Origin of the sequence: Deinococcus betulae (genome assembly GCF_020166395.1) — a bacterium.
Lineage (GTDB): Bacteria > Deinococcota > Deinococci > Deinococcales > Deinococcaceae > Deinococcus > Deinococcus betulae.
Genome location: NZ_JAIQXU010000002.1, coordinates 171644 through 195939, shown reverse-complemented (window position 1 = coordinate 195939; position 24296 = coordinate 171644). Strand labels below are relative to the sequence as shown.

At 65.6% G+C, this 24296-nt stretch carries 18 protein-coding genes; 5 read left to right on the top strand and 13 right to left on the bottom strand.

Annotated features, from left to right (window positions below; genetic code table 11):
- The first annotated feature begins 74 nt into the window (after window positions 1-74).
- Both K7W42_RS03290 and K7W42_RS03285 read left to right on the top strand, forming a co-directional pair.
- Window positions 75-569, top strand: coding sequence for a hypothetical protein (locus tag K7W42_RS03290; RefSeq protein ID WP_224572242.1), 495 nt, complete (start codon window positions 75-77; stop codon window positions 567-569).
- A 171-nt stretch (window positions 570-740) separates the two neighbouring features.
- Window positions 741-1283 carry a DinB family protein gene (locus tag K7W42_RS03285; RefSeq protein WP_224572241.1) on the top strand — a complete coding sequence of 181 codons (543 nt, stop codon included), beginning with the start codon at window positions 741-743 and terminating at the stop codon, window positions 1281-1283.
- A 189-nt stretch (window positions 1284-1472) separates the two neighbouring features.
- Here the strand turns inward: K7W42_RS03285 and K7W42_RS03280 are convergent, their stop codons facing one another.
- From K7W42_RS03280 to K7W42_RS22870, 3 genes are read right to left on the bottom strand one after another with little or no spacing between them, the layout of a single operon-like run.
- On the bottom strand, window positions 1473-2318 hold the full coding sequence (locus K7W42_RS03280; RefSeq protein WP_224572240.1) for a tryptophan 2,3-dioxygenase: 846 nt from the start codon (window positions 2316-2318) through the stop codon (window positions 1473-1475).
- Window positions 2315-3562, bottom strand: coding sequence for a kynureninase (gene kynU, locus K7W42_RS03275; protein ID WP_224572238.1), 1248 nt, complete (start codon window positions 3560-3562; stop codon window positions 2315-2317). The genes K7W42_RS03280 and kynU overlap by 4 nt, the downstream gene beginning before the upstream one ends.
- Before the next feature lie 47 nt (window positions 3563-3609).
- Complete coding sequence (locus K7W42_RS22870; RefSeq protein ID WP_255638987.1) at window positions 3610-3732, bottom strand: hypothetical protein; 123 nt, start codon at window positions 3730-3732, stop codon at window positions 3610-3612.
- A 629-nt stretch (window positions 3733-4361) separates the two neighbouring features.
- Between K7W42_RS22870 and K7W42_RS03270 the strand changes: the two genes are divergently transcribed.
- Entirely contained in the window at window positions 4362-5438 is a 1077-nt protein-coding gene (locus K7W42_RS03270) for a glycoside hydrolase family 19 protein (RefSeq protein ID WP_224572236.1), read from the top strand.
- Between the two features lie 197 nt (window positions 5439-5635).
- Window positions 5636-6745, top strand: coding sequence for a glycosyl hydrolase family 18 protein (locus tag K7W42_RS03265; RefSeq protein ID WP_224572235.1), 1110 nt, complete (start codon window positions 5636-5638; stop codon window positions 6743-6745).
- Window positions 6746-6903: 158 nt separating this feature from the next.
- On the opposite strand, the gene K7W42_RS03260 is transcribed toward K7W42_RS03265, so the two are convergent.
- Window positions 6904-8667: a phosphodiester glycosidase family protein gene (locus K7W42_RS03260; RefSeq protein ID WP_224572234.1), complete on the bottom strand. Its 1764-nt coding sequence runs from the start codon at window positions 8665-8667 to the stop codon at window positions 6904-6906.
- Window positions 8668-9064: 397 nt separating this feature from the next.
- On the bottom strand, window positions 9065-12349 hold the full coding sequence (locus tag K7W42_RS03255) for a hypothetical protein (RefSeq protein WP_224572233.1): 3285 nt from the start codon (window positions 12347-12349) through the stop codon (window positions 9065-9067).
- A 178-nt stretch (window positions 12350-12527) separates the two neighbouring features.
- Between K7W42_RS03255 and K7W42_RS03250 the strand changes: the two genes are divergently transcribed.
- Window positions 12528-13157, top strand: coding sequence for an SIMPL domain-containing protein (locus K7W42_RS03250; RefSeq protein ID WP_224572232.1), 630 nt, complete (start codon window positions 12528-12530; stop codon window positions 13155-13157).
- Window positions 13158-13250: 93 nt separating this feature from the next.
- Here K7W42_RS03250 and K7W42_RS03245 read toward each other — a convergent pair whose 3' ends face one another.
- The 8 genes from K7W42_RS03245 to menC form a co-directional block, all read right to left on the bottom strand.
- Entirely contained in the window at window positions 13251-14459 is a 1209-nt protein-coding gene (locus tag K7W42_RS03245) for a S8 family peptidase (RefSeq protein WP_224572231.1), read from the bottom strand.
- A gap of 411 nt (window positions 14460-14870) precedes the next feature.
- On the bottom strand, window positions 14871-15704 hold the full coding sequence (locus K7W42_RS03240; protein WP_224572230.1) for a MurR/RpiR family transcriptional regulator: 834 nt from the start codon (window positions 15702-15704) through the stop codon (window positions 14871-14873).
- A complete protein-coding gene (locus tag K7W42_RS03235; RefSeq protein ID WP_224572229.1) occupies window positions 15701-17365 on the bottom strand; it encodes an N-acyl-D-amino-acid deacylase family protein in 1665 nt (554 codons plus the stop codon). The genes K7W42_RS03240 and K7W42_RS03235 overlap by 4 nt, the downstream gene beginning before the upstream one ends.
- Window positions 17362-18864, bottom strand: a complete 1503-nt coding sequence (locus K7W42_RS03230; protein WP_224572228.1) for a serine hydrolase domain-containing protein — start codon at window positions 18862-18864, stop codon at window positions 17362-17364. Before K7W42_RS03230 ends, K7W42_RS03235 begins: the two co-directional genes overlap by 4 nt.
- 67 nt (window positions 18865-18931) lie before the next feature.
- Complete coding sequence (locus tag K7W42_RS03225) at window positions 18932-20614, bottom strand: ABC transporter substrate-binding protein (RefSeq protein WP_224572226.1); 1683 nt, start codon at window positions 20612-20614, stop codon at window positions 18932-18934.
- Between the two features lie 25 nt (window positions 20615-20639).
- Window positions 20640-21647: an ABC transporter permease gene (locus K7W42_RS03220; protein WP_224572224.1), complete on the bottom strand. Its 1008-nt coding sequence runs from the start codon at window positions 21645-21647 to the stop codon at window positions 20640-20642.
- Window positions 21644-22627 carry an ABC transporter permease gene (locus K7W42_RS03215; protein WP_224572222.1) on the bottom strand — a complete coding sequence of 328 codons (984 nt, stop codon included), beginning with the start codon at window positions 22625-22627 and terminating at the stop codon, window positions 21644-21646. The genes K7W42_RS03220 and K7W42_RS03215 overlap by 4 nt, the downstream gene beginning before the upstream one ends.
- Before the next feature lie 19 nt (window positions 22628-22646).
- Complete coding sequence (gene menC, locus K7W42_RS03210) at window positions 22647-23786, bottom strand: o-succinylbenzoate synthase (protein ID WP_224572220.1); 1140 nt, start codon at window positions 23784-23786, stop codon at window positions 22647-22649.
- Window positions 23787-24296: the final 510 nt, after the last annotated feature.

Below are 24296 nucleotides of genomic sequence, written 5' to 3'. Positions count from 1 at the left end.
CACAATGGGGCCACAGAGGAACACCAGTTCCAGGTGTCACCCCTGTGTCACTGCCCTGGCTCTAAGGTCACGCCATGCCTTCGCTGACCCGTATCGCTGCCCTCATCGCCTTCTCTGCGTTAGCCCTGAGCCTGAATGGCCAGGCCGCTCCATCGTCGCCGCTGTCCACCTGCTCTGGTCCCATTTCCGAACTGCTGAGCTGCAAATACCCGCTGAAAGCGTTTGGCGGCCGTGTGCTGCCCCGGATTCTGCCCAATACCGTGCCCTATGAAAAGCGGGTGATGCGCCTCACGGGAGGCCTCCTGCGCCTGAACACCACGGCCCGCGAGCCCAACACGGGCACCTATTCTCTGGAATGGAACTGGATGGACAACGAGAAGAACCTGAAAAAGACGGCCAATGATGTGGGCAACTTCGTGATCACAGCTGCCGGTCAGCTCACCTTCACGTCTATGGGCGGCACAGTGTACAAAGGCACGCTGAAGGGTGGTCAGGTGGCGGTAACAGGTGTGCCCCTTGTGACGGACAACTTCAGCGGCCGGGCAGCACTCACCTTCTCAGGGAAGTGAGGGGCGCTGTTTCAACAGTCAGGCGAGGTCGCTGGAAATGGGCGTCTATGACTGAATCACCCTCTCCGACACCTCGCCACAACCCCAGCAGACAGCCAGCTGTTCAAAGCATCTAACGGTCTTGATATGCCAGTGCCGCGCCATTCAAGGGCGCCGCGATACGATTCGGCCATGAGCCCTGCGTCGCGCCCAGCGCCTTCGGACTACTCGCCGTTCTACGAAACGTATGTGGCGCTGGTTGACACCGCCCCCATTCTGGAAACGCTGGAAAAGAACATAGGAGAGACCCGCGCGCTGCTGAGCACCCTGACAGACGCGCAAGCGGCGTTCGCCTACGCACCTGGCAAATGGACACTCAAGCAGGTGCTCGGCCACATGGTGGATACAGAGCGGGTCTTTGCTTACCGGGCGCTGCGGGCTGCCCGTGGAGACCATCAGACCGCGCTTGCAGGCTATGACGATGAGGCCTGGGCGGCGACCTGGAACGTGGCGCACCTGTCTATAGACGCGCTGTCTGATGGGTTGCAGGTGGTGCGGAACAACACCCTGCATCTGTTGCGTCACCTTGAGCCCGGAGACTGGCAGCGCCGCGTGACCGCCAACGGAACTGAGTTCACGGTGCAGGCGTTAGGCTTCATTATTGCCGGGCATGAGCTGCATCACCGGCAGATTGTGCGGGAGCGGTATTTAAGTGGGCACGCAGGTATTTTCTGAAGTGCTGTGAGGCCGGCCACGTGGATGACCAATCACGGCCAGGGCAGCTTAAGCTGGACGCTTTCTTAGAAAAGATTTGCCGGACGGAAGAAGGTCGCTAAGCCTGCTTGTCCTACAGGCGCCCGCACGAACATCTCAAAAGAAGAAGCCGGAAGTCAGCACTCTTCCGGCTCCTTCTCTTTCACCGCCTTACAACCGTGTCCGAATCTCCCACAGTTCTGGGAACAGCACCGTTTCTAGGGCGCGGCGCAGGTACGCGGCGCCGCTGGTTCCGCCTGACCCACGCTTAAAGCCAATCGTGCGCTCCACCGTCGTCATGTGGTTAAAGCGCCAGCGGCGAAAGTTGTCTTCTACGTCCAGCAGTTTTTCGGCCAGTTCGTACAGGTCCCAGTAGTGTTCCGGGTCGCGGTACACCTGAAGCCAGGCGGCCAGCACGTCCTCATTCAGAACGGGGGGCAAGGTGAGGTCGCGGGCCAGCACCTCGGACGGAATGGCCAGGCCGCGTGCCGAGAGCAGGCGCAGAGTCAGGTCATAGACGCTGGGAGCCAGCAGGTCAGCTTGCAGGGGGCCGTACACCTCGGGGCGGTGTTCGTGCGGCTTGAGCAAGACCGCGTGCCGGTTGCCCAGCAGAAATTCCACATGGCGGTAGGCGGCACTTTGAAAGCCGGACGCTTGCCCGAAAGCGTGGCGAAACTGCAGGTAGTCAGCCGGCGTCATGGTTTTCAGGACTTCCCAGGCGTTCGTCAGCTGCTCCTGGGCGCGCACTACGCGGGTCAGGCCCTTGAGCGGCGCGTCGGTGATGCCGCCTTCCAGCTGGGCCATGGCGGCACGCAGTTCGCGGATAATTAGTTCCAGCCAGACTTCAGAGACGTGGTGAACGGCAATAAAGAGGTGCTCGTCGTGGGCCGCCGTCACCGGCTGGTGGGCACTCTTGAGGATGTCCAGTTGCAGGTAGTCGCCGTAGCTGAGGCTGCGGGTAAAGTCGGTATGCGCCTGTTCAGGGGCGTCGGGGTGGGGGGCGCCCTGCCGGGTCATGCACGGGCCTCCAGAACCGCCTGCACGCCCTGCGCGGCGCGGGAGACATCGGCAAACGAGTGGTACAGCGGCGTGAAGCCAAAGCGCAGAATGTCTGGCGTGCGGAAGTCGCCCACGATGCCCGCTGCAATCAGCTCAGCCATCACGGCTCGGGCGTCCGGGTGACGGTAACTGACCTGGGACCCGCGCTGGGCGTGGTCACGCGGGGTCACCAGGGTCAGACCCAGGCGCTCGCTGACCGGGTCCAGCAGTGCGATAAACGTATCGGTCAGGGCCAGCGATTTGGTCCGTAGGGCCTGCAGATCCACGTCTTCAAAAACGTCCAGGGCGGCGTCTAGCGCGCTCAGGCTCAGGACCATTGGCGTGCCGGTCACGAAGCGGCGGGCGCCAGGAGCCGGCTGAAAGTCGCGGGCCATCTCAAAGGGGTCGGCGTGTCCCATCCAACCGCTCAGGGCCACTGGGGCCGCGTGGTGACGGCGGGCGGCAAACAGAAAGGCCGGGGCGCCGGGGCCGCCATTCAGGTACTTGTAACCGCAGCCCACCGCAAAGTCGGCGCCCGCCGCGTTCAGCTCGACTGGAAAGGCGCCCGCCGAATGCGCCAGGTCCCAGACCGTCAGGGCGCCCGCCGCGCGCGCCGCTGCACTGACCGCCGCCAGCTCCAGGCAGCGGCCGGTGCGGTAGTCCACCTGGGTGAGCAGGACAGCTGCCACCTCGCTGTTCAGGTGCGTGGCGAGGTCGTCGGCGGGTACGCGGCGCAGCTCGTACCGCTCGCCGAGCAAACCAATCAGGCCCTGCGCCACATAGAGGTCGGTGGGAAAGTTGTCTTGATCGGTCAGAATCACGCGGCGGCCAGGGTGCGCTGTGGCCAGGGCGGCGGCCAGCGCCTTGAAGGTATTGACGCTGGTGCTGTCGCCCACCGCCACCTCATCGGGGTGCGCGCCAATCAGGCGGGCCAGCTTGGCGGCCACGCGGTCAGGCAGGCCCATCCAGTCTTGTCCCTGGGCGGCGCCTGCTGTCCAGGAGCCGATCAATGCCTGTCCCCATTCCTGGGTCGTCACGCGGGTCAGGCGCTCGGTTACGCGGCGGCTCAGGGCACCCAGGCTGTTGCCGTCGAGGTAAATCACACCGCCGGGCAGCACAAATTCCTGACGCTTGTGGGCCAGTGGGTCGCGGGCATCCTGGTCGAGTAGGTGGGCGGGAACGGGCAGTCGGTCCAGAGCAAACTGGACAGTAGGGGTGGTCATGGGTAGCTCCTTGGTGAGGGCGGGTGGCGGCAGCGGGCGAAAGAGGCTCAACCGTGCTGCGCGCTCATCGGCCGGCCCAGCTGGGCGCACCACCAGGCATGCAGGGCACACGCGATGTCGTTGGCAGCGGCGCGTGGGCGCAGCGCTCCAGACAGCGGGCAGGCGTTCATAGGGTCAGGGTAGCGCGCGAGGGGCACACCGCAAAAGCCCTGGGCCTCCAAGCTTCTGGAGGACAGCGAAAAGCTGAAGTTATACGGCACTCAGGTCAATCGAAGACGAGCTCAGGCGCACCGAGATGGTGAAAAAACATCACCAGAGACCCTATTTGACTACGGCGCAGCCAGCGTTTTTCAGAAGCCTATTCTGTCTGGCGCGACAGTGTTCTGAGCTGAGCAGCCAGCAAACGGACTGCCTGACCTGTGAGGCGTCTCCCTGCTTCTGGTTATCTTGCGGCGTCATAGCCCAGCGCTCGCTCTCGTCTGCACCGGTTGGTGTTATGGGCTCAGCCCATGCGGCTCGCGCACTGTAAAGGTAGAGACACGGGATTCCAGCTGCGACCATCAACGGCCTGAAAGGCGGAGTGGAAATAATTTTCCAACTTGCCTCCGGCGAAGAAAAATGTTACCGTAACGGCCTCAAATCAGTCCGTTTTCGGCCGCTGCTTCATCTGAGCGCCGCGTTCATCGGCTTCAGCCGAGCCTTAGCCGTTTTTCTGGAGGAATGTCCTATGCTAAGTCGTTCATTTGCCCACCACTGGTCTACACGAGTCCTCTTCGCTACGGCGTTAGGGGCAGCCCTTATGGCCTGCGGCGCTGCACCATCCGCCCCGACGAACCTCACTGCCCAGGCCGTTACCTGCGCCGTCTGGTCGTCCAGCGCCACCTACGTTCAGGGTGACACCGTCACTGCCAGTGGGAAGGCCTACCGGGCCAACTTTTGGACGCAGGGTGACTCGCCCGCTTCCCGGAACGGCCCCGCCGGCAGCGGCCAGCCCTGGACGGTCATCAGCAGCTGTGGCAGCACCACGCCGCCTCCGACCACGACTCCCCCGCCCACCACGACACCGCCTCCCTCTAGCACTTGCAACGCAGCCACCTGGACTCGGGGCGTGAACTACACGTTGGGTACGGTCGTGCGTTATCCTGGCAACGGCCAGTACTACAAACTGGTCAACGTCGGCAGTAACGGCAGTGACGGCACCGACCCCACCATCAGCACCTGGTACTGGCAGCCCACCACCTGCAGCACCACGCCCCCCCCCTCGTCTGGCGGCTTTGTGGTGTCTGAAGCCCTGTTCAATCAGATGTTCCCTAATCGCAATTCGTTCTATAGCTACGCTGGCCTGACCACGGCCATGCGGGCTTACCCTGCCTTTGCGAATACCGGTAGCGACACGGTCCGGAAGCAGGAAGCCGCCGCGTTCCTGGCCAACGTCAACCAGGAAACCGGCGCCCTGGTCTATATCCGGGAAATTAACCAGGCCAACTGGAACAGCTACTGCTCGTCGGGCAACTGCGGCGGCAAGCAGTATTACGGGCGCGGGCCGATGCAGCTGTCCTGGGACTACAACTACCGCACAGCCGGCGCGGCCCTGGGCATTGACCTGCTGAACAATCCGGACCTCGTGGCCACGGACTCGGCTGTGGCCTGGAAAACGGCGCTGTGGTACTGGATGACTCAGCGGGCGCAGGCCGCCCGCACGCCCCACGACGCCATGGTGAGCGGGGCGGGCTTCGGGGAAACGATCCGCGCGATCAACGGGGGCATTGAATGTAACGGCGGGCCCGGACGCGAAGGCATGCTGAACCGAGGCCGCTACTACACGGATTTTGCCGGGCGCCTGGGTGTTCCTACGGGCAATAATCTGACCTGCTGATACGGATTCCGTCTGCTTCGCGGACACATCGGTCCTTTCCCGATGTGTCCGCTCCACGCCCGGAACCCGTTGTTCTCCTTCTCGCTGTGCTCGGGTTAAATCGTTTCTGTGAACAATTGAACCAGAGTCTGTATGAGTCGCCAGGACTGGGGGAGTCACTTGACCTGACCAGCAGCTGGCCCATGCTGGAGGTAGAAATGCGTTCGCTCCCCCACCTTGTTTCTGCCCTTCTCCTGAGCGCTGGTGTCGTGGCGTGCAGCAGCCAACCACCCCTAGCCAGCGGCGTGGCGGTGGCGCTGCAGCGCGCGGCTTTCTCAGCGCAGGCCGCTGCCTGCACCTTTCAAACCTGGCAGGCCAACACGACCTACACCCTGGGCACCACCGTCCTGTACCCCGCCAATGGCCGGTACTACAAGCTCGTCAACGCGACGGCGGGGGGCAGCGACAAGACCGATCCCACCATCAGCACCTGGTACTGGCAGCCCACCACCTGCAGCGGGCCGTCTTCTGGGAATAAGGTGCTGGGCACGTATTACGCCACCTTTGCGCCGAATGCCCCGAGGCTTCGGGAGATTCACCCTAACTACACTCTGATTTACCTTTTTGCAGCGACGAACGCGCCAGGGCAGCCGGCCGGCACCCTCAAGTTTGATCCACCGCCTAATGGCAGCGGTGCCTGGACGAACTGGACGGCAGATCTCCAGTACGTCCGCTCCACTCAGAAGCGCAAGGTGCTGCTTTCGGTGGGCGGCGCCGGAAACGCCATCCGGTTTACCACCCGCGCCGTCTCGACCACTTTTGTCAACAGCGTGGACAAGCTCTATCAGGCCTGGGGCGGCTTTGATGGCCTAGACTTCAACACATTTGAGGGCGACGCAGCACCGAACACCAGTGAAATGATCTGGATTGGTCAGGAGTTGAAACGCCGGCATCCCGGCTTCCTCATCACCGCGCCGCCTGCGCCGTGGAATACCGCCGATCAGCAGTTTTGCAAAGCCATGCTGACGGCTGGCGCACTCGACTACTGCGCGCCGCAGTACTACGACGGACCACAGCTGAACGACCCAACTTACCTGCAGAACAACCTGCAAATGTGGGTCAATCTCCTGGGGGCAGACCATGTGGTGGTGGGCTTTGGCGTGAATCCGGGGCTGGCCAACTACTGGACCATCGGTTCGGCGGTCAATACGTTTTCTCAGGTAAAAAGTCGCTTCCTCGGTCTCCGTGGAGCGTTCGACTGGCGCCTCGACTGGGACGTGCAGCAGGGCTCGCCTTTCGCCCAGCAGTTTGGCCCGCTGACCCGGTAAAGCCGACAGCACAGCGCCAGCGGCGGCCATACTGTGGCCGCCGCTGTCTGCTGTACTTCATCTCTTCGTCTCAAAGTGGCCGAAGACTGCTGGATTCAACCGCTCTGGGTCTCGTCGCACCGTTCATCTGAACGTGACAGAGCCTCAGCGGAACCCTGTCATTTCCAGACGAGGGCGTTGAGGATGTTGCGCGCATTGCCAAAAGCGTAGTAGTCCGACCCCGTCAAAGGGTTGATGTGCTGGCCCAGCCAGGCCATAGCCGCCGACGGGCCCCCGTCCAGGCGAATGGCGCCGTTCAAGTAGCCCAGGCCTTCAAACACACTGCACAGGTCTCTTGGCGACGAAGTCCCGCTGCTTGTGGACGACACCAACGCCATGCGGTTGAGGCCGATGCCTACGGCGCTCCAGCGGTTGACGCTCGTGGTGTCAAGGTTAGGGTTGCAGGCGCCGTTGCGAATGACCGACGTGGTTGAGCCGATGACGTTGTAGTTGTGTGTGCCGAAATTCAGCGATGTGCTCGCGCCGACGAAAAACTCAGCGGACGTACCCTTTGAGCGGTCGGCTGGCTGCATCTGGAAGCCCAAGATGGCTTCGGTCGTCGAGGTTTTCTTGCGCACTGTGCCCGCTGTAATCAGCGTGCCCAGCGGCGTACCGTACCCCGTGCCCATGTAAGTCCCTTTGTCGCCGTCCCAGGTGAAGCCGTTGATGGCCACCACGGCGCCTGTGCCGTGAGACGTGATTGGGCGCAGCACATACTTGCCGGGGTAATCCACGCTGGGCGTCACCGGAAGGTCCACGGTGCGGCCACGGTTGGAGCGGTCAATCAGCACGATATGAACGTAGGGCGCCACGTTCTCGCAGTCAAAAATGCGGATAGCATCCGTACCGTCCGCAAAATACTGCTCGTACTCTGCCCGGCGGGCCGTCAGGCTGTTTTTACAGGCCGACGTGTCCTGTGCCGAGATGGACGCAGTATTCAGGGTCTTGCCCGGCAGAGCGATCCGCTCCCCGCTGCTGGTTTCGATGACACTCCGGTCGGTATACACCTGAGCGCCGCTGAGATCCTTGGCCTGAAAAGTCAGCGTGTCCCCGTTCATGGTCACTGCGGGCGTCGTTTTATCGGCCAGTTGCACCTTGTAGTCCGCTGCTGTCAGGCCCTTAGCAATGCGGTCCCGGTTGACCTTGAGGGTGACTGTCATGGGGTCCTGAGTTTTCAGGGCAGGCCACACCGCCACGCGCGGCGCAATCCCGCCTGTGTCAATGAGCTCCATACCGAACAGCTGCGCCTCTTTCAGGCTACCCGCTGCCATCGCCAGGCCCATCGGGCTGCCGGCGGGCCAGGCCATCGCCCGGTCAGGCCGGTAGGCGACCACCGAGCCGGCCGTTGGAGGCAGCGGCGCCGTCCCCAGGTAGGTCACTTCCAAGCCGCTGGCGTCGCCAGGCCGGACGGTGCTAAGGCTCAGGAAGATTTCCTGACGCTCGCCCGCTTGCAGGGTAATAGGCTGGGCCAACTGCAGGGTGCGGAACGCCACGGGCTGACCAGCGGCCGGGTCAGGCTGCACGATGATCCGGTCAATGCGGCTGGGAGGCAACGTAACGTCACTGAAGAGCTTGCCCCGGCCAGTGCCGTCATCGCCGGCCAGGACGCCACCACTGACTCCGGTGGCTGTACATGTCGTGCCGCACAGGAAGACACTCCTCACCCCAATAGACGGCAGGTTAGGGACGTCCCCAATGAATGACACCCGAACGCGGGTCTGGTCTGCAGGAATTGGTCCCGGTTCAAATGGTGTGGCCGGGGCGCCCGCCGTTTCATTGAGTACAGACAGGGCGTAAGGGTCGGTGCTCTCAGGCGTACGGCCGCAGGCGAGAAGCGTGGTGAGACACAGCAGGGGCAGGGTGACGCGGGACGCATAGGACATTGATGAACCTCCGGGGTAGGAAATGACCTGCGCATCATCTCGGCCCCGACACACCTCATGGTCTGGTTTATCCCAAGGCGCCATGAATGATGCCGCAAGGGCTGCCCACGCAGGAGAAGGCTTTAAAAGGCTCTGGTATCGCATGAGCCACCCACGACAACCTCCGGCTCAGGTTCTGACCATCCGCCAGATAACGCAGGGGAGGCGGCGCGAAGACCAAGCCCGAGCTTCAGAGCCCTCACCTAAACCGAAAGCCAGATTTTCCCCACTAGTACGCCGTCCCTCGCCTGTCTACAGCACGCTTGAACCTATCTGCTCGCTTCTGGAGCGGTCAACCGCAGGTCCGGTTTGAGGGATCGGAGAGGCCGGCTCACGTCTGGACGCTACGTGTGCGCAGTTACGTCGTGGCCTGCTCCGTCTCTGGCAGCGTGAACTGGGCGGCGCCCGCGACCAGGGGGGACGGATCAGCCCGGTAGGCCTGGAGCTGACGCAACCGCTCGGCCGTCCAGCCGCCCAGAGCAGTAGCCTCCAGAATCAGCACCTCCAGCGCCAGACGCCGGGCAAACTCGTTGCCGGTGCGGAGGACAGTTTGAAGGGCTGGCACGGCGCCAACGTCCGGCCGCTGGTGGACCTGCTTGAGAGCAGTCACGCCCGCCATCAGCGCTTCGGCGTGAAGTTGTCCCTGCTCGGTCCAATGCTGGAGCCGCGCCCCCAGAGCGGGCCAGGGTTCGGCCGCCACCGCCAACTGAACCTGAAGGCTCAGGGTTAGCGGGTCAGAGGCAAGTGCTGCTAGCACCGCTTGAATCAAGGGGGCATTTCGGTGCGGGCTGCTCGCCGCCATCGCCTGAAGGGCCTGGGTAGCAGCCCGCAGAGCACGGCGATCTGATAGGAGCTGCCGGAAGGCCTCGCCGATGGCCTGGGCATCCGGGGTCCCGTAGGAGGCGAAAATCACCCCCGCAGACGCGGTCGTTTCTTCTGGGTAGGGGGAGGTCAGGCGCCACAACAGAGTAGGCAAGAGGATTCGCTCAGGGTCTGTCAGAGGCTGGTGAAAGTGCAGGGTGGCCAGGCGGACCGTCGCGTCTGGGTGACCCAGCAGAGCCTGCACGAGGGCCAGGTACTCGCGGCCACTGTGACCCGTCAGCGCCTGACCCGGCAGCCGCACGAGGCCGCTGCTCAGGGCCGCATCTCCCGACTGCGCGGCGGCCAGCAGCACGGGCCACGTCTCAGCCTGGCCCAGATGGCTCCACAGGCCCCGCAGCAACGCCACCCGCACGTCACGGTGCAGGTCTTCGGTGCTGAAGTCCAGCAGGGCGCGGTAGGCACGGTCGCCACGCAGCTCGCCGATCAACCGCACCACCTCTTTGAAGACCGTCACCCGTTCGCGCGGGACGCTCAGCAGCAGATCCAGTGCGTGGGCTGGCGCCATCGCCAGCAGCGGGCGCCGCAAGGCATACAGAGCAATGCGGGCGCGGTCATCGTCCAGGGCCGCCAGAAGCGCCGACGCCCCCCGCGCCTCGTCGAGTTGCCCCAGCGATCTCAGCGCCCGGTAGCGGAGCGCCGGGTTGGAAGCGTCCAACTGAGCCAGAGCCGTGAGCCGATCCAGTGGGGCGTCCCCTGGCACCCTGGATAGACGTGCCAGCAAGCCAGGGCGGCGGTCCAAGGGCACTGGAGACGGCAGAGCCGCCAGTTGACTCAGGGCCGTCCACACGCCCGGCAGATCACGCTGCGTGTCCTGAGTCACGTCTATAAGCGTGGCCGCAAATGTTTGCTGCTGCGTCCGCGTCCAGCGGGTGAAGCCGGTCATGAACGGCAGAACAATGCGGGTCTTGCCGGTGCTAAACCGGCCCGCAAACGCCCGGCGGCCCAGGAAAGGCGTCAGCAGATCCTGCCGCCGCCGGTGCAGATGGTCGTAGATCACCGCCTGGGTGGCCCAGCTGGCGTCCTTACGCAGGAGTTGGGGCACCAGGAGGACAAAGCGCTGCGGCTCGTGGGCCTGCAGGAGGCTGAGGGCCCGGAGGGGAATCCACCGCTCCTTCGACTGCCGGACCCGTTGCTCAAGCAGCACCAGCAAGTCAGCCTGACCCTCAACGTACCGGCCAAGGCTTTCGATCCCCTGCAGCAGCTGATCTTCCCGTTCCCGGGTGGCCCATGCCTGAAAAACAGGCAGCAGGGCGGCCATCACCCCCGGCGCGGTCGCTGCAGTCAGGTGCCGCTCCAGCCGGCCAAACTGAACTTGGCCTCTGGCCTGAACAAAACGGGCCAGCCAGGACGCGCTCCACTCGGGATGAAAGGGCAGGAGGCGCAGGATCAGGCGTTGCGCCTGCCGCGCCGTCTGGTGGGACAGATCTGCGGCGTCCAGGGCGGCTTGCAGCACATGTCCCAGCGCGTCCAGGCTGTTCAACTCCCAGAGGCTGGGAGGCAGGTCCGCCAAACCGCTGAGCATGGCGAGGCGCACCGGGTCCTGTTCATGGCGCCTCGCGGTCAGCAGGGTGAGCAGCTCAGTCTGCCGGGAACGGTCGTAACGCACGGCGAACGCGAGGCTGGTCAGCGCCTGGGCACGCAGATCCGGGTCCGGAGACCGCAGCGGCGCCTCCAGCAGGGCGCGGGCGTCGCCCCAGGGCAGCAGGGCGGCATAGGTCAAACGCTGCGTCGGCCGAGTCTGCAAGGTAGGCAGGTCAACGTGTCGCCGAGCCTCCTGAATCCGCAGGTCGGCGGGGAGGTGCTGGGCGACCGGTAGGGGCAGCACACCAGCTGAGGTCGTCAACCATTCCAAAAAAACTGGGGCCAAGATCTGGCGGGCAGCGGGCAGCAAGGTGCCATAAGCCTGCTCAACGCAGGGCAGGACGCCAGAGCGGCGGCGCAGCAAGGAGGCCACGACATCGTGAGGAAGGTGGCGCAGCCTGGGCGTGAGCGTCAGGGGGCCCGGGCTGTCCTCTGAGCCGAGGATAAGCCCAGCCACCGCCTCCGAGCGAACCAGGGCGAGGTGCTGCAGGCGAAGGTGGCCCAGCGACGTGGTGCGCCCCATGGCCTGCACTAAGCTCAGCCCGAGGTCCGGGTCGCGTTTTGCCAAGATCGGCAGCAGCAGGTTCACCTGGGCTGTGACCTGAGGCGCGGGCTCAGACAGCTTCTGTGCGCGCCGCAAAAGCTCCTGGCCGGCCACAGCCGGGTGCCAGCGGGCGACGCGCAGCCACATGGGTTGCAGGCCGGGGTCATCCAGCAGGGCGGGGAAGAACTGCTGCACTAAGGCGGAAGACGCGTAAGGCAGAGCCAATTGAGCTGCGGCCAGGTCCTCCTCTCGTCTGCTCCGCACCCACTCGTCAACGGGCCCCGCAGATCGGCCCGCTTTGCGCCAGGCTGCGAGCAGTGGCCGCTGCCCTGCAGGCGACAGCTGAGGCAGAAGGGTCGGCACCTGCTCGTCGGTGCCTAGCAGGGCCACAAGTCGGCGGGCAGGACCGGCAACGTGCTCGGACGGGTCCAGAACGGCCTGAGCCGCACGGCCCCCGTCCCGACTGCCAAAGCAGGAAAAGAGGGCGAGGAGTCGCTCATAGACCGCGCCCCGGGACAAGTCATTCAGCAGCACCTCCCGGTCGGCAAGAGGTTGGCGGCCGATGGCCACCATGCGCTGAATGCGGTCATGGTGGGTCAACGCCTCAAATTCAGTCAGCAGCTGGGCAGTCTTCATCGCACGCCTCCTTCCCCGGTCAGGGCTGGCCTGCACCCTACGACAGATCAAGCGCCTGCATGGACTTGGTTGATCACTGTGGGGGCATATAACCAAGAACACGAAAGAGACGTTATGAAATATGGCGCACAGCCGTTTTTGAGCGCACGTTCAAGGGTCAGGCTCTTATTCTGAACAGATGGGTGTACTGCGCATTCAACAGAAAGAGCAGCAGGACGTAACGGCGGTCAGCGCGAAACTGTATTTGGAGGTGGCTGGAGAAACCCTCGTGATGGGCACTGCCGCCACCGAACGGGTCAAAGAGGTGCGGGAGGTGACCCAGCAACTCCAGGCGGTGGGAATCCCGCCGACGCAGATTCAGGTGCGCGGTGTGGAGATCAGTAACCGGACGGGACTACTGGCCAAGCAACAAAGGGCTCGGTTCCTCTTGGTGGTTGAAGCACAACCAGAACTTCTTTCACAGGTTCTTGGCGTCCTGGCCGATCAGAAGCACGTGGACCTTCAGCGGTTGGAATGGATCTTCGACGACTTTGAGGTCAGTTTGCGCTTGGGGCCGAGAGCCATGCAAAGAGCCCGGCAACGGGCAGAAGCGATTGCTCAGGCTGCAGGCCACCGGGTCGTGGGTGTCCTGAACGCTTCAGATACCTGGGACATGCCCGTGAGTACGGTCAACCTCCAGCCAGAGTGGTTGGGGCAGGACACCCAGCGGGCCAGCCGCGCCCGCTCAGGGCCGCTGGAAGCTGGTGTGCCTTACACCTCAACGCACGTCTTTACCGTCCAGCTCACGGTGGATTTTCAACTGGAGTAAAGGACAGCGGACCACCTGACGCGCGGCCCTCTCTAGAAGCAAGAAGGCCACCTGCAATTCAGGTGGCCTCGGTCAAGTGGGGTGTGGTCTCGCTCAGCGGGTGTAGAGGAGGCGGTTGGGGCTGCCGGCCCCCGCGTTCGTGACCTTGTTGGGGGTCGAGCTGCTGATGATCGCGTTGGTGATGCTGCCCGTGCTGTTGGCCCCCAGCGCCAGTTCCAGCACCGCCGCCCCCGCCACATGGGGGCTGGCCATACTGGTCCCGCTGATCGTGTTCGTCGCCGTGTTGCTCGTGTTCCAGGTGCTCGTGATGTCGCTGCCGGGGGCAAAGATGTCCACGCAAGAGCCGTAGTTAGAAAAGCTGCTGCGGGCGTCCGTGCGGGTCGTGCTGCCCACGGTAATGGCGTTGGCGGCGCTGGCGGGGGAGACGTTACAGGCGTTCTGGTTCTCGTTGCCGGCGGCCACCACCATCACCAGGTTGCGGCTGGCAGCGCTGTTTACGGCGTCATTCACCGCCTGGCTAAAGCCGCCCCCCAGGCTCATGTTCGCCACGGCCGTCGCGCTTCCCTTGTTGCCCACAGCCCAGTTCACGCCCGCAATTACGCCCGAGTTGCTGCCCGACCCCTGGCAGTTGAGCACCTTTACGGCCACCAGCGTCACACCTTTGGCCACGCCGTAGGTGCTGCTGCCCACCGTGCCGGCCACGTGCGTGCCGTGTCCCTGGCAGTCGCTGTTGTTGCCGTCGCCCGTGGTATTCGTGCCCCAGATCGCGCGCCCCCCAAAGTTGGTGTGGGTGGTCCGAATTCCGGTGTCGATGATGTATGCCCTGAGGCCGCTGCCGGTGGCGTCGTAGACGTAGCTGCCATTCAGGGGCAGGTTGCGCTGGTCAATGCGGTCCAGGCCCCAGGTGGCGCCGGTCTGGGTGGCGGTCATGTGCATCAGGCCGTCCTGCTCGATGTACTTGACGCGGGGGTCACTGCGCAGGGTGGCCAGGTTCTGGGCGCTGAGCTTGGCGGCAAAGCCCTGAATGGTCTGGGTGTAGAGGTGCTGGACGGTGACACCCTGAGGATCGAGGTTCAGGCTGCTAATCAAGCTGCCGGCATCTTGAACGGTGAGGTTGGCGGCGTCGTCCTGAAGGACCACGATGTACTGGCCAGGAATGGCCTCGGGGTTGCTGGTGCCCAGGAGGGGGGCGCCGGCCGAGGGGGCGGCCGCCGTGTCCGGGGTGTGGGGGACGGTGCTGGTACCGCAGGCCGCGAGCAGCAACGAAAGCGCAAGAGCAGAAGTCAGGGTACGTCCGTTCATGGTGATCCTCCTGGGGTAGGACCGCAACACCCACGCGCCGGCGCTAGACTCGACAAAAAGGGTCGGCCAGCGCGGCAAAAGTAATCTGTTGTCGGAACTGGACCGATCATAGGCATCTGGCCGTCAAGTCAACATGAGAACGGAATCTTAAAGGTTCTTGAATGTTACCTATAGGCTTGGGAACATAAGCTTCCACAGCGTCAAGGTGGTGAAAAACAGGTGTCCCTATATACGGGACACCTGAGGAAATGAGTCTTTAAGTCAATGGAAAGCTCATGATTCTAAGTTTTATTGGTTCGTGCCTCTATGCATGGCCGGAGTGGTGAGACAAAATGACACGAAGACGTCGTCAACTGGATGAGACAGCTGACTCGCTGCGTGACTGGCTACCAACAGCTCTATGTCCCGCCCTCAGTACTCGTACACGCTGAACGCCGCGTTCAGCCGCTCGGCGGTCTCCAGATGGCCGCCGCCCAGTTCACGCGCCACCAGAGAGGCGATGAGTCCGGTCAGGCTCACGAAGGGCGCCACCGAGGCGACCACTTCTGACCCTTGCGTGGGTAGACGCAGGCAGTGGTCAGCGGTCTTGGCCAGCGGCGAGGCGCCCTGGTCGGTCAGGAGCAGAATGCGGACCCCCTGTGCCTGGAGGGCGCGGGTCACGCGCGTGGTGGCGCGGCTGTAGCGCCGGATGGTGTACACCAGCGCGGCGTCCTGCGCGCCCATCTCCAGCAGGTGCTCGGGCCGGCTCGCCAGTAGATCGGCGGCGTGGGCGTGGACATGCGGCCGGAACGAGGCCAGCAGCGACTCGGCAATCAGGGCCATGCCGTGAGAGGCGCGCGCCCCGATAATCCACAGGTGCCGCGCCCCCACCAGCGCCCGCACGAGGCCCAGCACCTGCTCCTCGGAAAGCGCGGCCAGGCCGTCAAGGTTGCTGCGCTCTCCCCGCCAGAAATCAGCGACCACCGCGTCCTGCCGGCCCGGCTGCTGAATCCCTAGCGTGGCGCGCAACTCCTGGCGAATAACGCGCTGCAGGTGGGGGTAGCCTTCGAAGCCGACGCGCTGACTGAACCGGGTGATGGCCGCGCCGCTGACCGACAGCGACTCGGCGATTTCTCCGGCGCTCAGAAAGGGGACCTCCTCGGCGTGGTCAATAAAAAAGCGCGCGATGGTCTGGTCCCGCGCCCCAAAGGTGTCCAGCCCGGCGCGCAGGCGCTCGACGGCGGTCAGGCCCGGCACGGTGGTCACGGCGCGGCCACATCCCCCAGCGCCACAGCCTCCGGCGTCCGGGCGCCGGGCGCGTACAGCCGGCGACCTGGCCGCGCCCGCGTGTGCTGCCCCTCTCGCAGCACCCGCACGCCATTGACCCACACGTCGCGCACGCCTTCCGAAAGCTGCTCGGGCTGCGCGTAGGTGGCGCGGTCGCGCACCGTGTGCGGGTCAAAGGTCACCACGTCGGCAAAGTGGCCCTCCCGCAGTTCTCCCCGGCCCGTCAGGCGCAGATGCTCGGCGGGCAGGCCGGTCATGCGGTGAACGGCTTCTTCCAGGCTCAGGAGGCCGCGCTCACGCACATACACGGCCAGCAGGCGCGCGAAGTTGCCAAAGGCGCGCGGATGCCCGCCCACGCCGCCGTCCCAGCGGTCTTCGGGGTCGTAGCCCGCCGCGTCGGAGCCCAGCATCACCCACGGCTCACGCAGTTGGCGCTCAATATTTGCCTCGCTCATCAGGTGATACAGACTACCAACCCGGTCTTCCTCGGCGTCCAGCAGGTCCAGGGCCGTGTCAATCCAGTCCTGCCCGCGCGCGGCGGCCACCTCTGCCAGCGAGCGCCCGATATAAGCCTGATGGTCAGGGTGTCTCAGGCCCACAGGAAAGACGCCCGCTGGCCCGGTCAGGTGGCCCAGGGCTTCCCAGCTGCCGTCCGGCGTCAGCATGGCCTGCCGAATCCGGGCCCGCTCTGCCGGGTTACGCAGGCGGGCGACCAGGCCGCGCCCCTCACTGGCCCACGGCGGGGTGACCGAGGACAGGCCTGTGCCCCCAGCGGTGTACAGGTACAGGTCCGCGTGGATGTCGCGCCCCGCCGCGCGCTCAGCGTTTACCCGCGCAATCACCTGGGCCATCTTCGGCCAGGCGGGTTGCCCGGCGGCCTTGAGGTGATAGAGGTGAAGCCGCGCCCCACTGCGCCCGCTGATGGCCAGGGCTTCTTCCAGGCCGTCCAGAATGGCCTCGCCCTCAGAGCGCATGTGGGTCACGTAGATGCTCTGGGCGGCGGCCACCTCCGCGCACAGGGCCACGAGTTCGTCAGTGTCTGCAAAGGAACCGGGCGGATAGATCAGCGCGGTGGCGAGGCCGTAGGCGCCGTCTTCCATCGCCTCACGGACCACGCGGCGCATCTTGGCCAATTCGGCGGGGCTGCTGAGGCCCTCGGCGTGCCCACGGGCATACTGGCGCACCGTCGCGCCGCCCACAAAGGACCCGAAGTTCACGGACGCGCCGACCTCTTCCTGGGCACGCAGCCAGTCGCCAAAGCGCGCCCAGCCCCGTGAGCGCTCAGCCCAGCTCTCATCGCCGCCCGGCAGCCCGTGGACCGGAAACCCGTGCGCCTCGCCAGGAATCGCGGGTGCCGGCGTCCAGCCCTCCCCCATGATCTCGGTGGTCACGCCCTGCATCACCTTGCCCACGCTCAGGCCGTCGCGCAGCAGGGTAGAGATCGAGTGGCTCATCACGTCAATGAATCCGGGCGTCACGACCAGGCCAGAGGCGTCCACCGTCTGTGCGTCTTCGGGCACCGGGCCGCCCGGCTCGGCCACACGCACAATGCGGTCCCCCTCGATCAGCAGGTCGGCCCGGCGGCCCGGTGCCCCGGTGCCGTCCACCACCGTTCCCCCGGCCACCCAGACCCGGTTCACGGCTGAGAGGCCAACTCGGGTGTGGCCGCGCTGGTGGTCCCCTCCACCTCAGTGTCCTGCGGGGCGTCCGTCACCTGGTCGCGCGGATACAGCCGCCCCCCAAAGCGCATGAAGTCAACCACACCGTCCCCGTTGCGCAAAAACTCTATCCCGAGGCCGTCCGCGTCGCCGCCCGCAACCAGGGCGCGGTCGGGCCCGATAAAGCGCACATTCAGGTCCTGTATGCCCCCGGCCGCGGTGTCGGGAATGGTGAGGAGCAGCGCCCCGCTCCGCGACTCGGCGCTGAGCTTGTACGGTTGCCCAACGGCGGTGTAGGCGCCTGCAAAGTCGGCCAGGCCACCCTCATCGTGTTCATAAGTGTCCAGTTCGGGGGCCGTAAGGCCCAACACCTCGCGCTTGACCCACTCGCTGAGCTTGCGGTTCAGGGCGTGCCCGTTGCTGGCGTTGGTCATGCTGATAAACGCGACCCTGCGGTCTGGCGAGACCCAGAAATCCGAGGTCTGACCCAGCGTGGTGCCGCCGTGGCTGAGGATGGTCGTTCCCTCGTACTCGTCCACAAACCAGCTCTGGCCAATGAATCCGCGTTCGCCGGGGAAGCCGTTAAACGCAGCGCCGATGGGCAGGCGCTCGGCCCACAGGCTCTGGCGGTTCACGGCGGCCAGGGGCGGCTCGGCGGGGGCTGACTCCTTTTCCGGCGCCTCTTCGTCCACGGGGGTTGGCGCCGGCGGCACCGTGCCGTCCATGAGGTAATGGGCGTACTTCGCCATGTCCACGGCGGTTGACGAGCAGCTGCTGCCAGCCGGGGCGGCCGAGCGCATCATCATCCAGGGCCGCTGCGCCCTGAATTCCTCGCCCACCTTGTTGTGGCCGGTGGCAAAGCGGTGGGTCATGATCTGGTTCGTGAAAAAGAAGCTGTGGTCCATGCCCAGGGGCACAAAGACCCGCTCGGTCACGGCCTGCTCGAAGGTTTGCCCGGTCACGACCTCAATGACGCGCCCGGCCACAAAAAACCCCGCATTGTTGTAACTCCAGTGGCCACGCAGGGGCACGACCTGGGGCGACTCGGCCAGCTTGTCCAGCCCCCGCGCCACGGCGTCGTCGCCTTCTCCAGTGTCCTCGAACAGGTCGCCCAGCCAGCCGCCCTGGTGGGTCAGCAGGTCGCGCACTGTGGCGTGTTCGGCGGCGTGCTCGTCTTGCAGCCTGAACTCTGGCAGGTACGTCCGCACCGGTTGGTCGAGGTCCAGCCGGCCCTCGGCCACCAGCGTCGAACAGACGAGCGAGGTCAGGGTTTTGGTGGTGCTGCCGATCTGAAAAATGGTCTCTTCGGTCACCGGCAGGGGGTGCTCCAGGCTGGTCACGCCCAGGTTCACGTAGTAGTCACCGCCCGGCAGCAGCAGGGCGAGGCTGACGCCGGGGGTCCTGAACTCGCGGTGCAGGCGCCTCGCCTCGGTCTCGAAGGCGGCGGCCAGCAGGGCGTCTGAACGGGGAGATGCAGTCATAAGAACTCCTTGTGGGGCCTGGGTGGCGGGCGTAGGGTCAGCTGGCGGTCTTTGCCTGACGCCGCCTCTACTTCGACAGCGTGCGGAACAGGTTGGTGCGGTTAAAGGTGGCGTAGCCCTTGAGGGCTGACGACGTGGCCGCAAAAGCCAGCGGCTGCGGCAGCGGGAAGGCGTAGGCCTGGGTGTTCAGGGAGCGCAGCAGCGCCGTGTAAAGCGGCTTGCGGGCGCTCTGGCCCACCGCGTCACGCGCCTGATTCAGCTGCGTTTCTAGCCGGGGGTCACGGAAATTGGTGGCGACGCCCAGGATGCCTTCTGCGCTGTACAGGCCGCGCAGCACGGTGTCGGGGTCGGCCCCGCCCCAGGTCAGGGCACTCAGGGGCAGCTTGCCGCCCAGCAGGGCCGCGTTGCCGGCACTCAGCTCCTGCGAGCTGATGGTGACGTGAAACTTGGGATTCAGGCGCTCGATGTTCTGCTTGAAGATCTCGGCCACCACCTGAGACAGGCCGCTGCCCACCACGTAGTCCAGCGGGATGGTAAAGCCCGCCGTCCACAGCCGGCCTCCAAACGCCTGCCGGAATTCGGCCTCGGCGGTTTTCAGGTTGTAGGCGGGGGCTCTGAGCGTCTTGTCGTCGGCCCAGCTGTTGGGCGGCAGGGTGGTGGTGCGGGCGAGCCCCTTGCCCTGCAGGGCGTCGCGGGTAAACGCCTGGGTGTCAAAGGCCGCCGCAAAGGCTCGCCGCACATGAATGTCGGAAAAGAGGTTGGCCGGCATGTTGGTCTCGGCCAGTTGCCCCGCCGGAAGAAGCTGGCTGTCTTTGACATTCTGGTTAAACAGCACCACGCTGGTGAGGTCGCGGGTGGGCAACTCCTCGTACACGGTGACGCCACTTACGCCCTTCAGCCGCGTCAAGGTATCGCGGTCCGGCACAGCGGCAATGTCAGCGTCGCCCTTTTGCAGCGCCAGCACGCGGGCGGTGTCACTGTCCACCTTTTGCAGGATCACGTTTTTCAGGGGCGCTGCGCCGCCCCAGTACCCGGCAAAGACCCGCATCACGAAGCGGCTGGGGTCGCGCGCCACGAAGCTGTAAGCCCCGGTGCCGATGGGCTTTTGCGCCAGCACCGAACTGGACACGTCTTTGCCGGTCCAGGCGGCAAAGTCCCGCGCGGTGCCGCTCCAGTCGCCGCCGGCCACAAGGACCTTTTGCGGCACGATGTACATCTGCGTGATGGAGTTCAGCAGGCTGGGCACGTTGCGTTCCAGGCTCAGGACCAGCTGGCCCGCCGCGTTGCAGCGCACGGTCTGGGCCAACCGCGCGAAGGTAAAGGTCCGCCGGACCTCGGGACTGAAGGCCGTGATGCCCAGCACGTTGCGGCGCAGCTGCGCCGCCAGCGAGGTCTCGTTGCCCACCAGCAGGGCGCGGCGCAGCGAGTATTCGGCGTCGGCGCAGGTCATGGCCGAGCCGTCGTGAAAGCGCACGTTCTTTCTGAGGGTAAAGGTCGTGACCCGGCCGTCCTTGCTCTGGGTGAGGCCCGTGGCCAGGAGGGGCTGGTAGGTGCCGAACTCATTGAGGTACAGCCCCTCGTACATCTGCTGAACCGGCAGCACGTCGTAGGTCACGACCGCCTGGGCCGGCTCAACGCTGGCGGTGGCCGAATTGGTCTGAAAGACCAGCGTGTCCTGCGGCGTGGCGAGCACCTGCGAGCAGGTCAGGGCGAGGGTCAGGGCGGCGAGGGGCGCGGCACTTCGTGTCATGGGCAGACCTCCGGGAGAGTGGCGGCTAAGCGTGGCGCGGGTCAAGGTCTTCTCCCAGGGCGTCGCCCAGGAGGTTCCAGCCGATGCTGTACAGCACGGTGCACAGCCCAGGAAAAAGGGTCACGTACCAGTAGGCGAGGGGCTGGCCCGGCGGCCCCTGAATCCACTTCTGCGCCAGGGCGATCAGCTGGCCCCAGTCGGCGTAGCCCAGCGGCGTGCCCAGGCCCAGAAACGAGAGGGCCCCCGCCACGATGGGCAGGCTGCCCATTTCCAGCACAGCGATGCCCAGCAGCGGGCCGGCGGCGCCGGGCAGGACGTGGCGCAGCGCGAGCCGCGCCGGGCTGGCCCCCAGGCTGTGCGCGGCTGCCACGTACTCCAGTTCACGCAGCCGCAGCACCTCTGCCCGGACCACGCGGGCCAGTCCGGCCCATGACACCAGGCTCAGCGCCAGCACGATGTTCCCCAGCCCCGGCCCCAGCGCCGCCACCAGCACCAGCATCAGCACCAGTGCGGGAAAGGCGAAGAGAATATCGGTCAGGCGCATCAGCAGGTTGTCGGTCACGCCCCCGAAAAACCCGGCGGCGACGCCCACCAGACTGCCGATGGTCACCGTGATGGTCAGCACGGTCAGCCCCAGAAAAAAGGCGGTGCGCGTGCCCCACACCAGGCCGTAGCGGATGTCGTAGCCGCTCACCCGGCCCAGCGGCGCGTCCCCGGCAGGCGGCGTGGGCTGGGCGGCAAAGCCCTGGCGCGGCATCTGAAGGCACGCGGCGGGCGTCGCCACGACCTCGCGCACGTAGGCGGCGGGGCCGGGGTAGGTCTGCCCCTCCGTCATGCCCAGGGCCCGGCGGCAGTTGACTTGCGGCGGGGCCAGCAGCGCCACCAGCACAAACAGGGCCACCAGGACCGCCCCAACCTGCGCGGGCACGCGGCGGCTCAGAAAGTGCCGCCGGCGGGTGCGCGCCGTCCGGTCCGTGCCCATCACTGGGCGGCGCACGGTCAGCCGGGCCACGTCCGGTCCAGTGCCGCTCATGTGTACCTTACGCGCGGGTCAATCAGCGCGTAGGCGAGGTCGGCCAGCAGGTTGGCGACCACCACGATGGTCGCGGTGAGCAGCGCGAACCCCAGCATGCCCGGCAGGTCGCCCTGCGCCGCGGCCTGCGCCGCCCAGCCGCCCACGCCGGGGTAGCCGTAGAGCGTTTCGGCCAGCACCGCGCCTTGCAGCAGCCCCGAAATACTCAGGGCCATCAGCGTCACCACGGTCAGCAGGGCGTTGCGCCGCGCGTGCCGGCCGACCACCACGCCCTCGGCAACCCCTTTGGCCCGCGCGGTGCGGATGTAATCGCTGCCCAGCGCCTCGATCATGCTGGCGCGGGTGCCCTTGACCAGCGCGGCGCTGCTGACCACCAGCAGCGTCAAGACCGGCAGCACGAGATGCTGAATGGCGTCCCAGAACACGTCGGGCCGCCCGCTAAGCAGCGCGTCCACGGTAACCAGTCCGGTCACGCGGCGCACCTCGCCGGTCAGCAGGCCCAGTGCGCCGTAAAACAGCACCAGCAGCCATACGCCCAGCACGAAACTGGGGACACTGTGACCCAGCACGGCAAACACGCGGATGGCGGTGTCGGCCGCCCGGCCCCGCTGCACCGCCGCCCCGCTGCCCAGCCAGACGCCCAGCGCGACCAGCGGGAAAAAGGTGTACAGGGCCAGTTCCACGGTGGCGGGAAAGCGGGCCAGCAGCGTCTCAAGAACCGGCTGACCGCTGGTGCGCGAAAGGCCCAGGTTGCCCGCCAGCACCTGCTGGAGCCACATCCCGTACTGCTCGAACACGTTGCCGTCCAGGTGGTTGACCCGGATGATGTCCTGCACGCGCGCCAGCTGTTCAAGGTTGCGGATGTAAGAGGCGGCGCGCTGCTCGGGCGGGATAAGCTGCGTTACCAGCACAATCAGGAACGTCACCGCCAGCAAAATGAGTGGCAGTGCCAGCAGGCGGCGCAGCACATAGGTCAGCATGGCCCCTCGCGCCCTGGCCTCATCCCGCCCCCCAGGCCGTGACCTGCGGACTGGCCGGGGTAACGGTCTCCCGCATCCGGGTCACGCTGTCCAGAAATGGCAGGTCAAGCGTGACCCCGGTGCCGGGTCCCGGCGGCACGGGCATCAGGCCACTCTCGGTTTCCAGCGCCTCGCAGATGATGTCGCGCGCCCAGTAGCGTGAGGAGGAACTGGTGTCGCCCGGCTTGGTGAAGTTCTCCAGGGTCGCCAGGTGGATGTTGTGGGCGCGCCCGACCCCGCTTTCGAGCATGCCGCCACACCACACCGGGGCGCCAAACGAGGCCGCCACGTCGTGCACCCGCCGCGCTTCCAAGTGGCCGCCCACCCGCCCGACCTTGATGTTCACGAGGCGGCAGGCCCCGGTTTCCAGCGCCTTGCGGGCGTCCTGCGCGGTGGTGATGCACTCGTCCAGGCACAGCGGGGTCCGCATGAGGGCCTGAAGTTTGGCGTGGTCGCGTAGGTCGTTCCAGGCCAGCGGCTGCTCGATATAGTCCAGACCCAGCCCGTCCAGTTCCAGCAGCGTGTTGAGGTGCGCTGGCGTATAGGCGGCGTTCGCGTCTACCGTGACTGGCATGTCGGGTAAGGCGGCCTTCACGGCCCGCACGACCTCAACGTCCCAGCCGGGCTCAATCTTGAGCTTGATCCGCCTGTAGCCGCGCTCGGCGTGCGCGCGTGCTGTTTCGACCGTGGCCTGCACGCTCGGCTGAATCCCCAGTGAGACGCCGACCGGCACCGCGTCCCGCACGCCGCCCAGCAGGGCGGACAGCGGCCGCCCCAGGCTCCGGGCGTGCAGATCCCAGAAAGCCATCTCGGCGGTGGCCAGCGCCATGCGGTTGCCGCGCAGAAAAGAGAGGTGGCGCGTGAGTTCTTCGGGATTGACCCAGTCCCGGCCGAGCACCTCGGGCAGCACCGTTTCCCGCAGGAGGGCCAGTGCCCCCGACAGGGTTTCTTCGCGGTACTGCGGCCGGGCGTCCATCACCCCTTCGGCGGCGCCCTCCAGCCCCTCGCCGAACAGCCTGAGCAGCAGAAACGTCTTCTCGCTCACCACCCCGAAGCTGGTCCGGAAGGGTTGCAGCAGTGGCAGAGAAACGATGCGGAATTCAGCGCGGTCAAGCCTCACGGTCAACCTGGCCTGCGGGGACATCTACGGGCAACCATCGCAACTTGGGGCACAGGGACATGGGCAGCTCCTGGGGAAACCTAAGGCGGGAACAGTGGTGCAAACTGTAGAAGGTTTTGCAATACGGTACGCCTTTGCAGAAGCGTTTACAAGTGTTGACCTGAGTTCGGATGCCTGAAGGGCCTGTCAGGGTGCTGGTGAAACGCTGGTTGAGGCGACTCTGGGCGCAGTGAAGTGCTGTGGCAAGGGGTGGGCGGCAGAGGCGTGAGACGCTCTGCCAGTTCTTCCTCGCTCTGTCTGGGCATGCGAGCGGGCGCCGGGTTCACACTGCATCACCGTGCTGTGGGGGAGTGTTGGCTGGACCGGGGCGGCGTGACACGCGAAATACCCCGGAGCTGATAGCTCGGGTTGAAAGGTTTATTTACCCCCGGCGCCCGTCACCAAGACCTCCGCCGGACCTTCCGGAAAGCCGCGGTAAGGTGAGGCAGCCCCATTCTGGAGGACTGCCTT

Bases quoted from the DNA above. Each gene is read 5' to 3' on its own strand.
- K7W42_RS03290 (WP_224572242.1), top strand. From the start codon at position 75: ATGCCTTCGCTGACCCGTATCGCTGCCCTCATCGCCTTCTCTGCGTTA.
- K7W42_RS03285 (WP_224572241.1), top strand. From the start codon at position 741: ATGAGCCCTGCGTCGCGCCCAGCGCCTTCGGACTACTCGCCGTTCTAC.
- K7W42_RS03280 (WP_224572240.1), bottom strand. From the start codon at position 2,318: ATGACCCGGCAGGGCGCCCCCCACCCCGACGCCCCTGAACAGGCGCAT.
- kynU (WP_224572238.1), bottom strand. From the start codon at position 3,562: ATGACCACCCCTACTGTCCAGTTTGCTCTGGACCGACTGCCCGTTCCC.
- K7W42_RS22870 (WP_255638987.1), bottom strand. From the start codon at position 3,732: ATGAACGCCTGCCCGCTGTCTGGAGCGCTGCGCCCACGCGCCGCTGCC.
- K7W42_RS03270 (WP_224572236.1), top strand. From the start codon at position 4,362: ATGGCCTGCGGCGCTGCACCATCCGCCCCGACGAACCTCACTGCCCAG.
- K7W42_RS03265 (WP_224572235.1), top strand. From the start codon at position 5,636: ATGCGTTCGCTCCCCCACCTTGTTTCTGCCCTTCTCCTGAGCGCTGGT.
- K7W42_RS03260 (WP_224572234.1), bottom strand. From the start codon at position 8,667: ATGTCCTATGCGTCCCGCGTCACCCTGCCCCTGCTGTGTCTCACCACG.
- K7W42_RS03255 (WP_224572233.1), bottom strand. From the start codon at position 12,349: ATGAAGACTGCCCAGCTGCTGACTGAATTTGAGGCGTTGACCCACCAT.
- K7W42_RS03250 (WP_224572232.1), top strand. From the start codon at position 12,528: ATGGGTGTACTGCGCATTCAACAGAAAGAGCAGCAGGACGTAACGGCG.
- K7W42_RS03245 (WP_224572231.1), bottom strand. From the start codon at position 14,459: ATGAACGGACGTACCCTGACTTCTGCTCTTGCGCTTTCGTTGCTGCTC.
- K7W42_RS03230 (WP_224572228.1), bottom strand. From the start codon at position 18,864: ATGACTGCATCTCCCCGTTCAGACGCCCTGCTGGCCGCCGCCTTCGAG.
- K7W42_RS03225 (WP_224572226.1), bottom strand. From the start codon at position 20,614: ATGACACGAAGTGCCGCGCCCCTCGCCGCCCTGACCCTCGCCCTGACC.
- K7W42_RS03220 (WP_224572224.1), bottom strand. From the start codon at position 21,647: ATGAGCGGCACTGGACCGGACGTGGCCCGGCTGACCGTGCGCCGCCCA.
- K7W42_RS03215 (WP_224572222.1), bottom strand. From the start codon at position 22,627: ATGCTGACCTATGTGCTGCGCCGCCTGCTGGCACTGCCACTCATTTTG.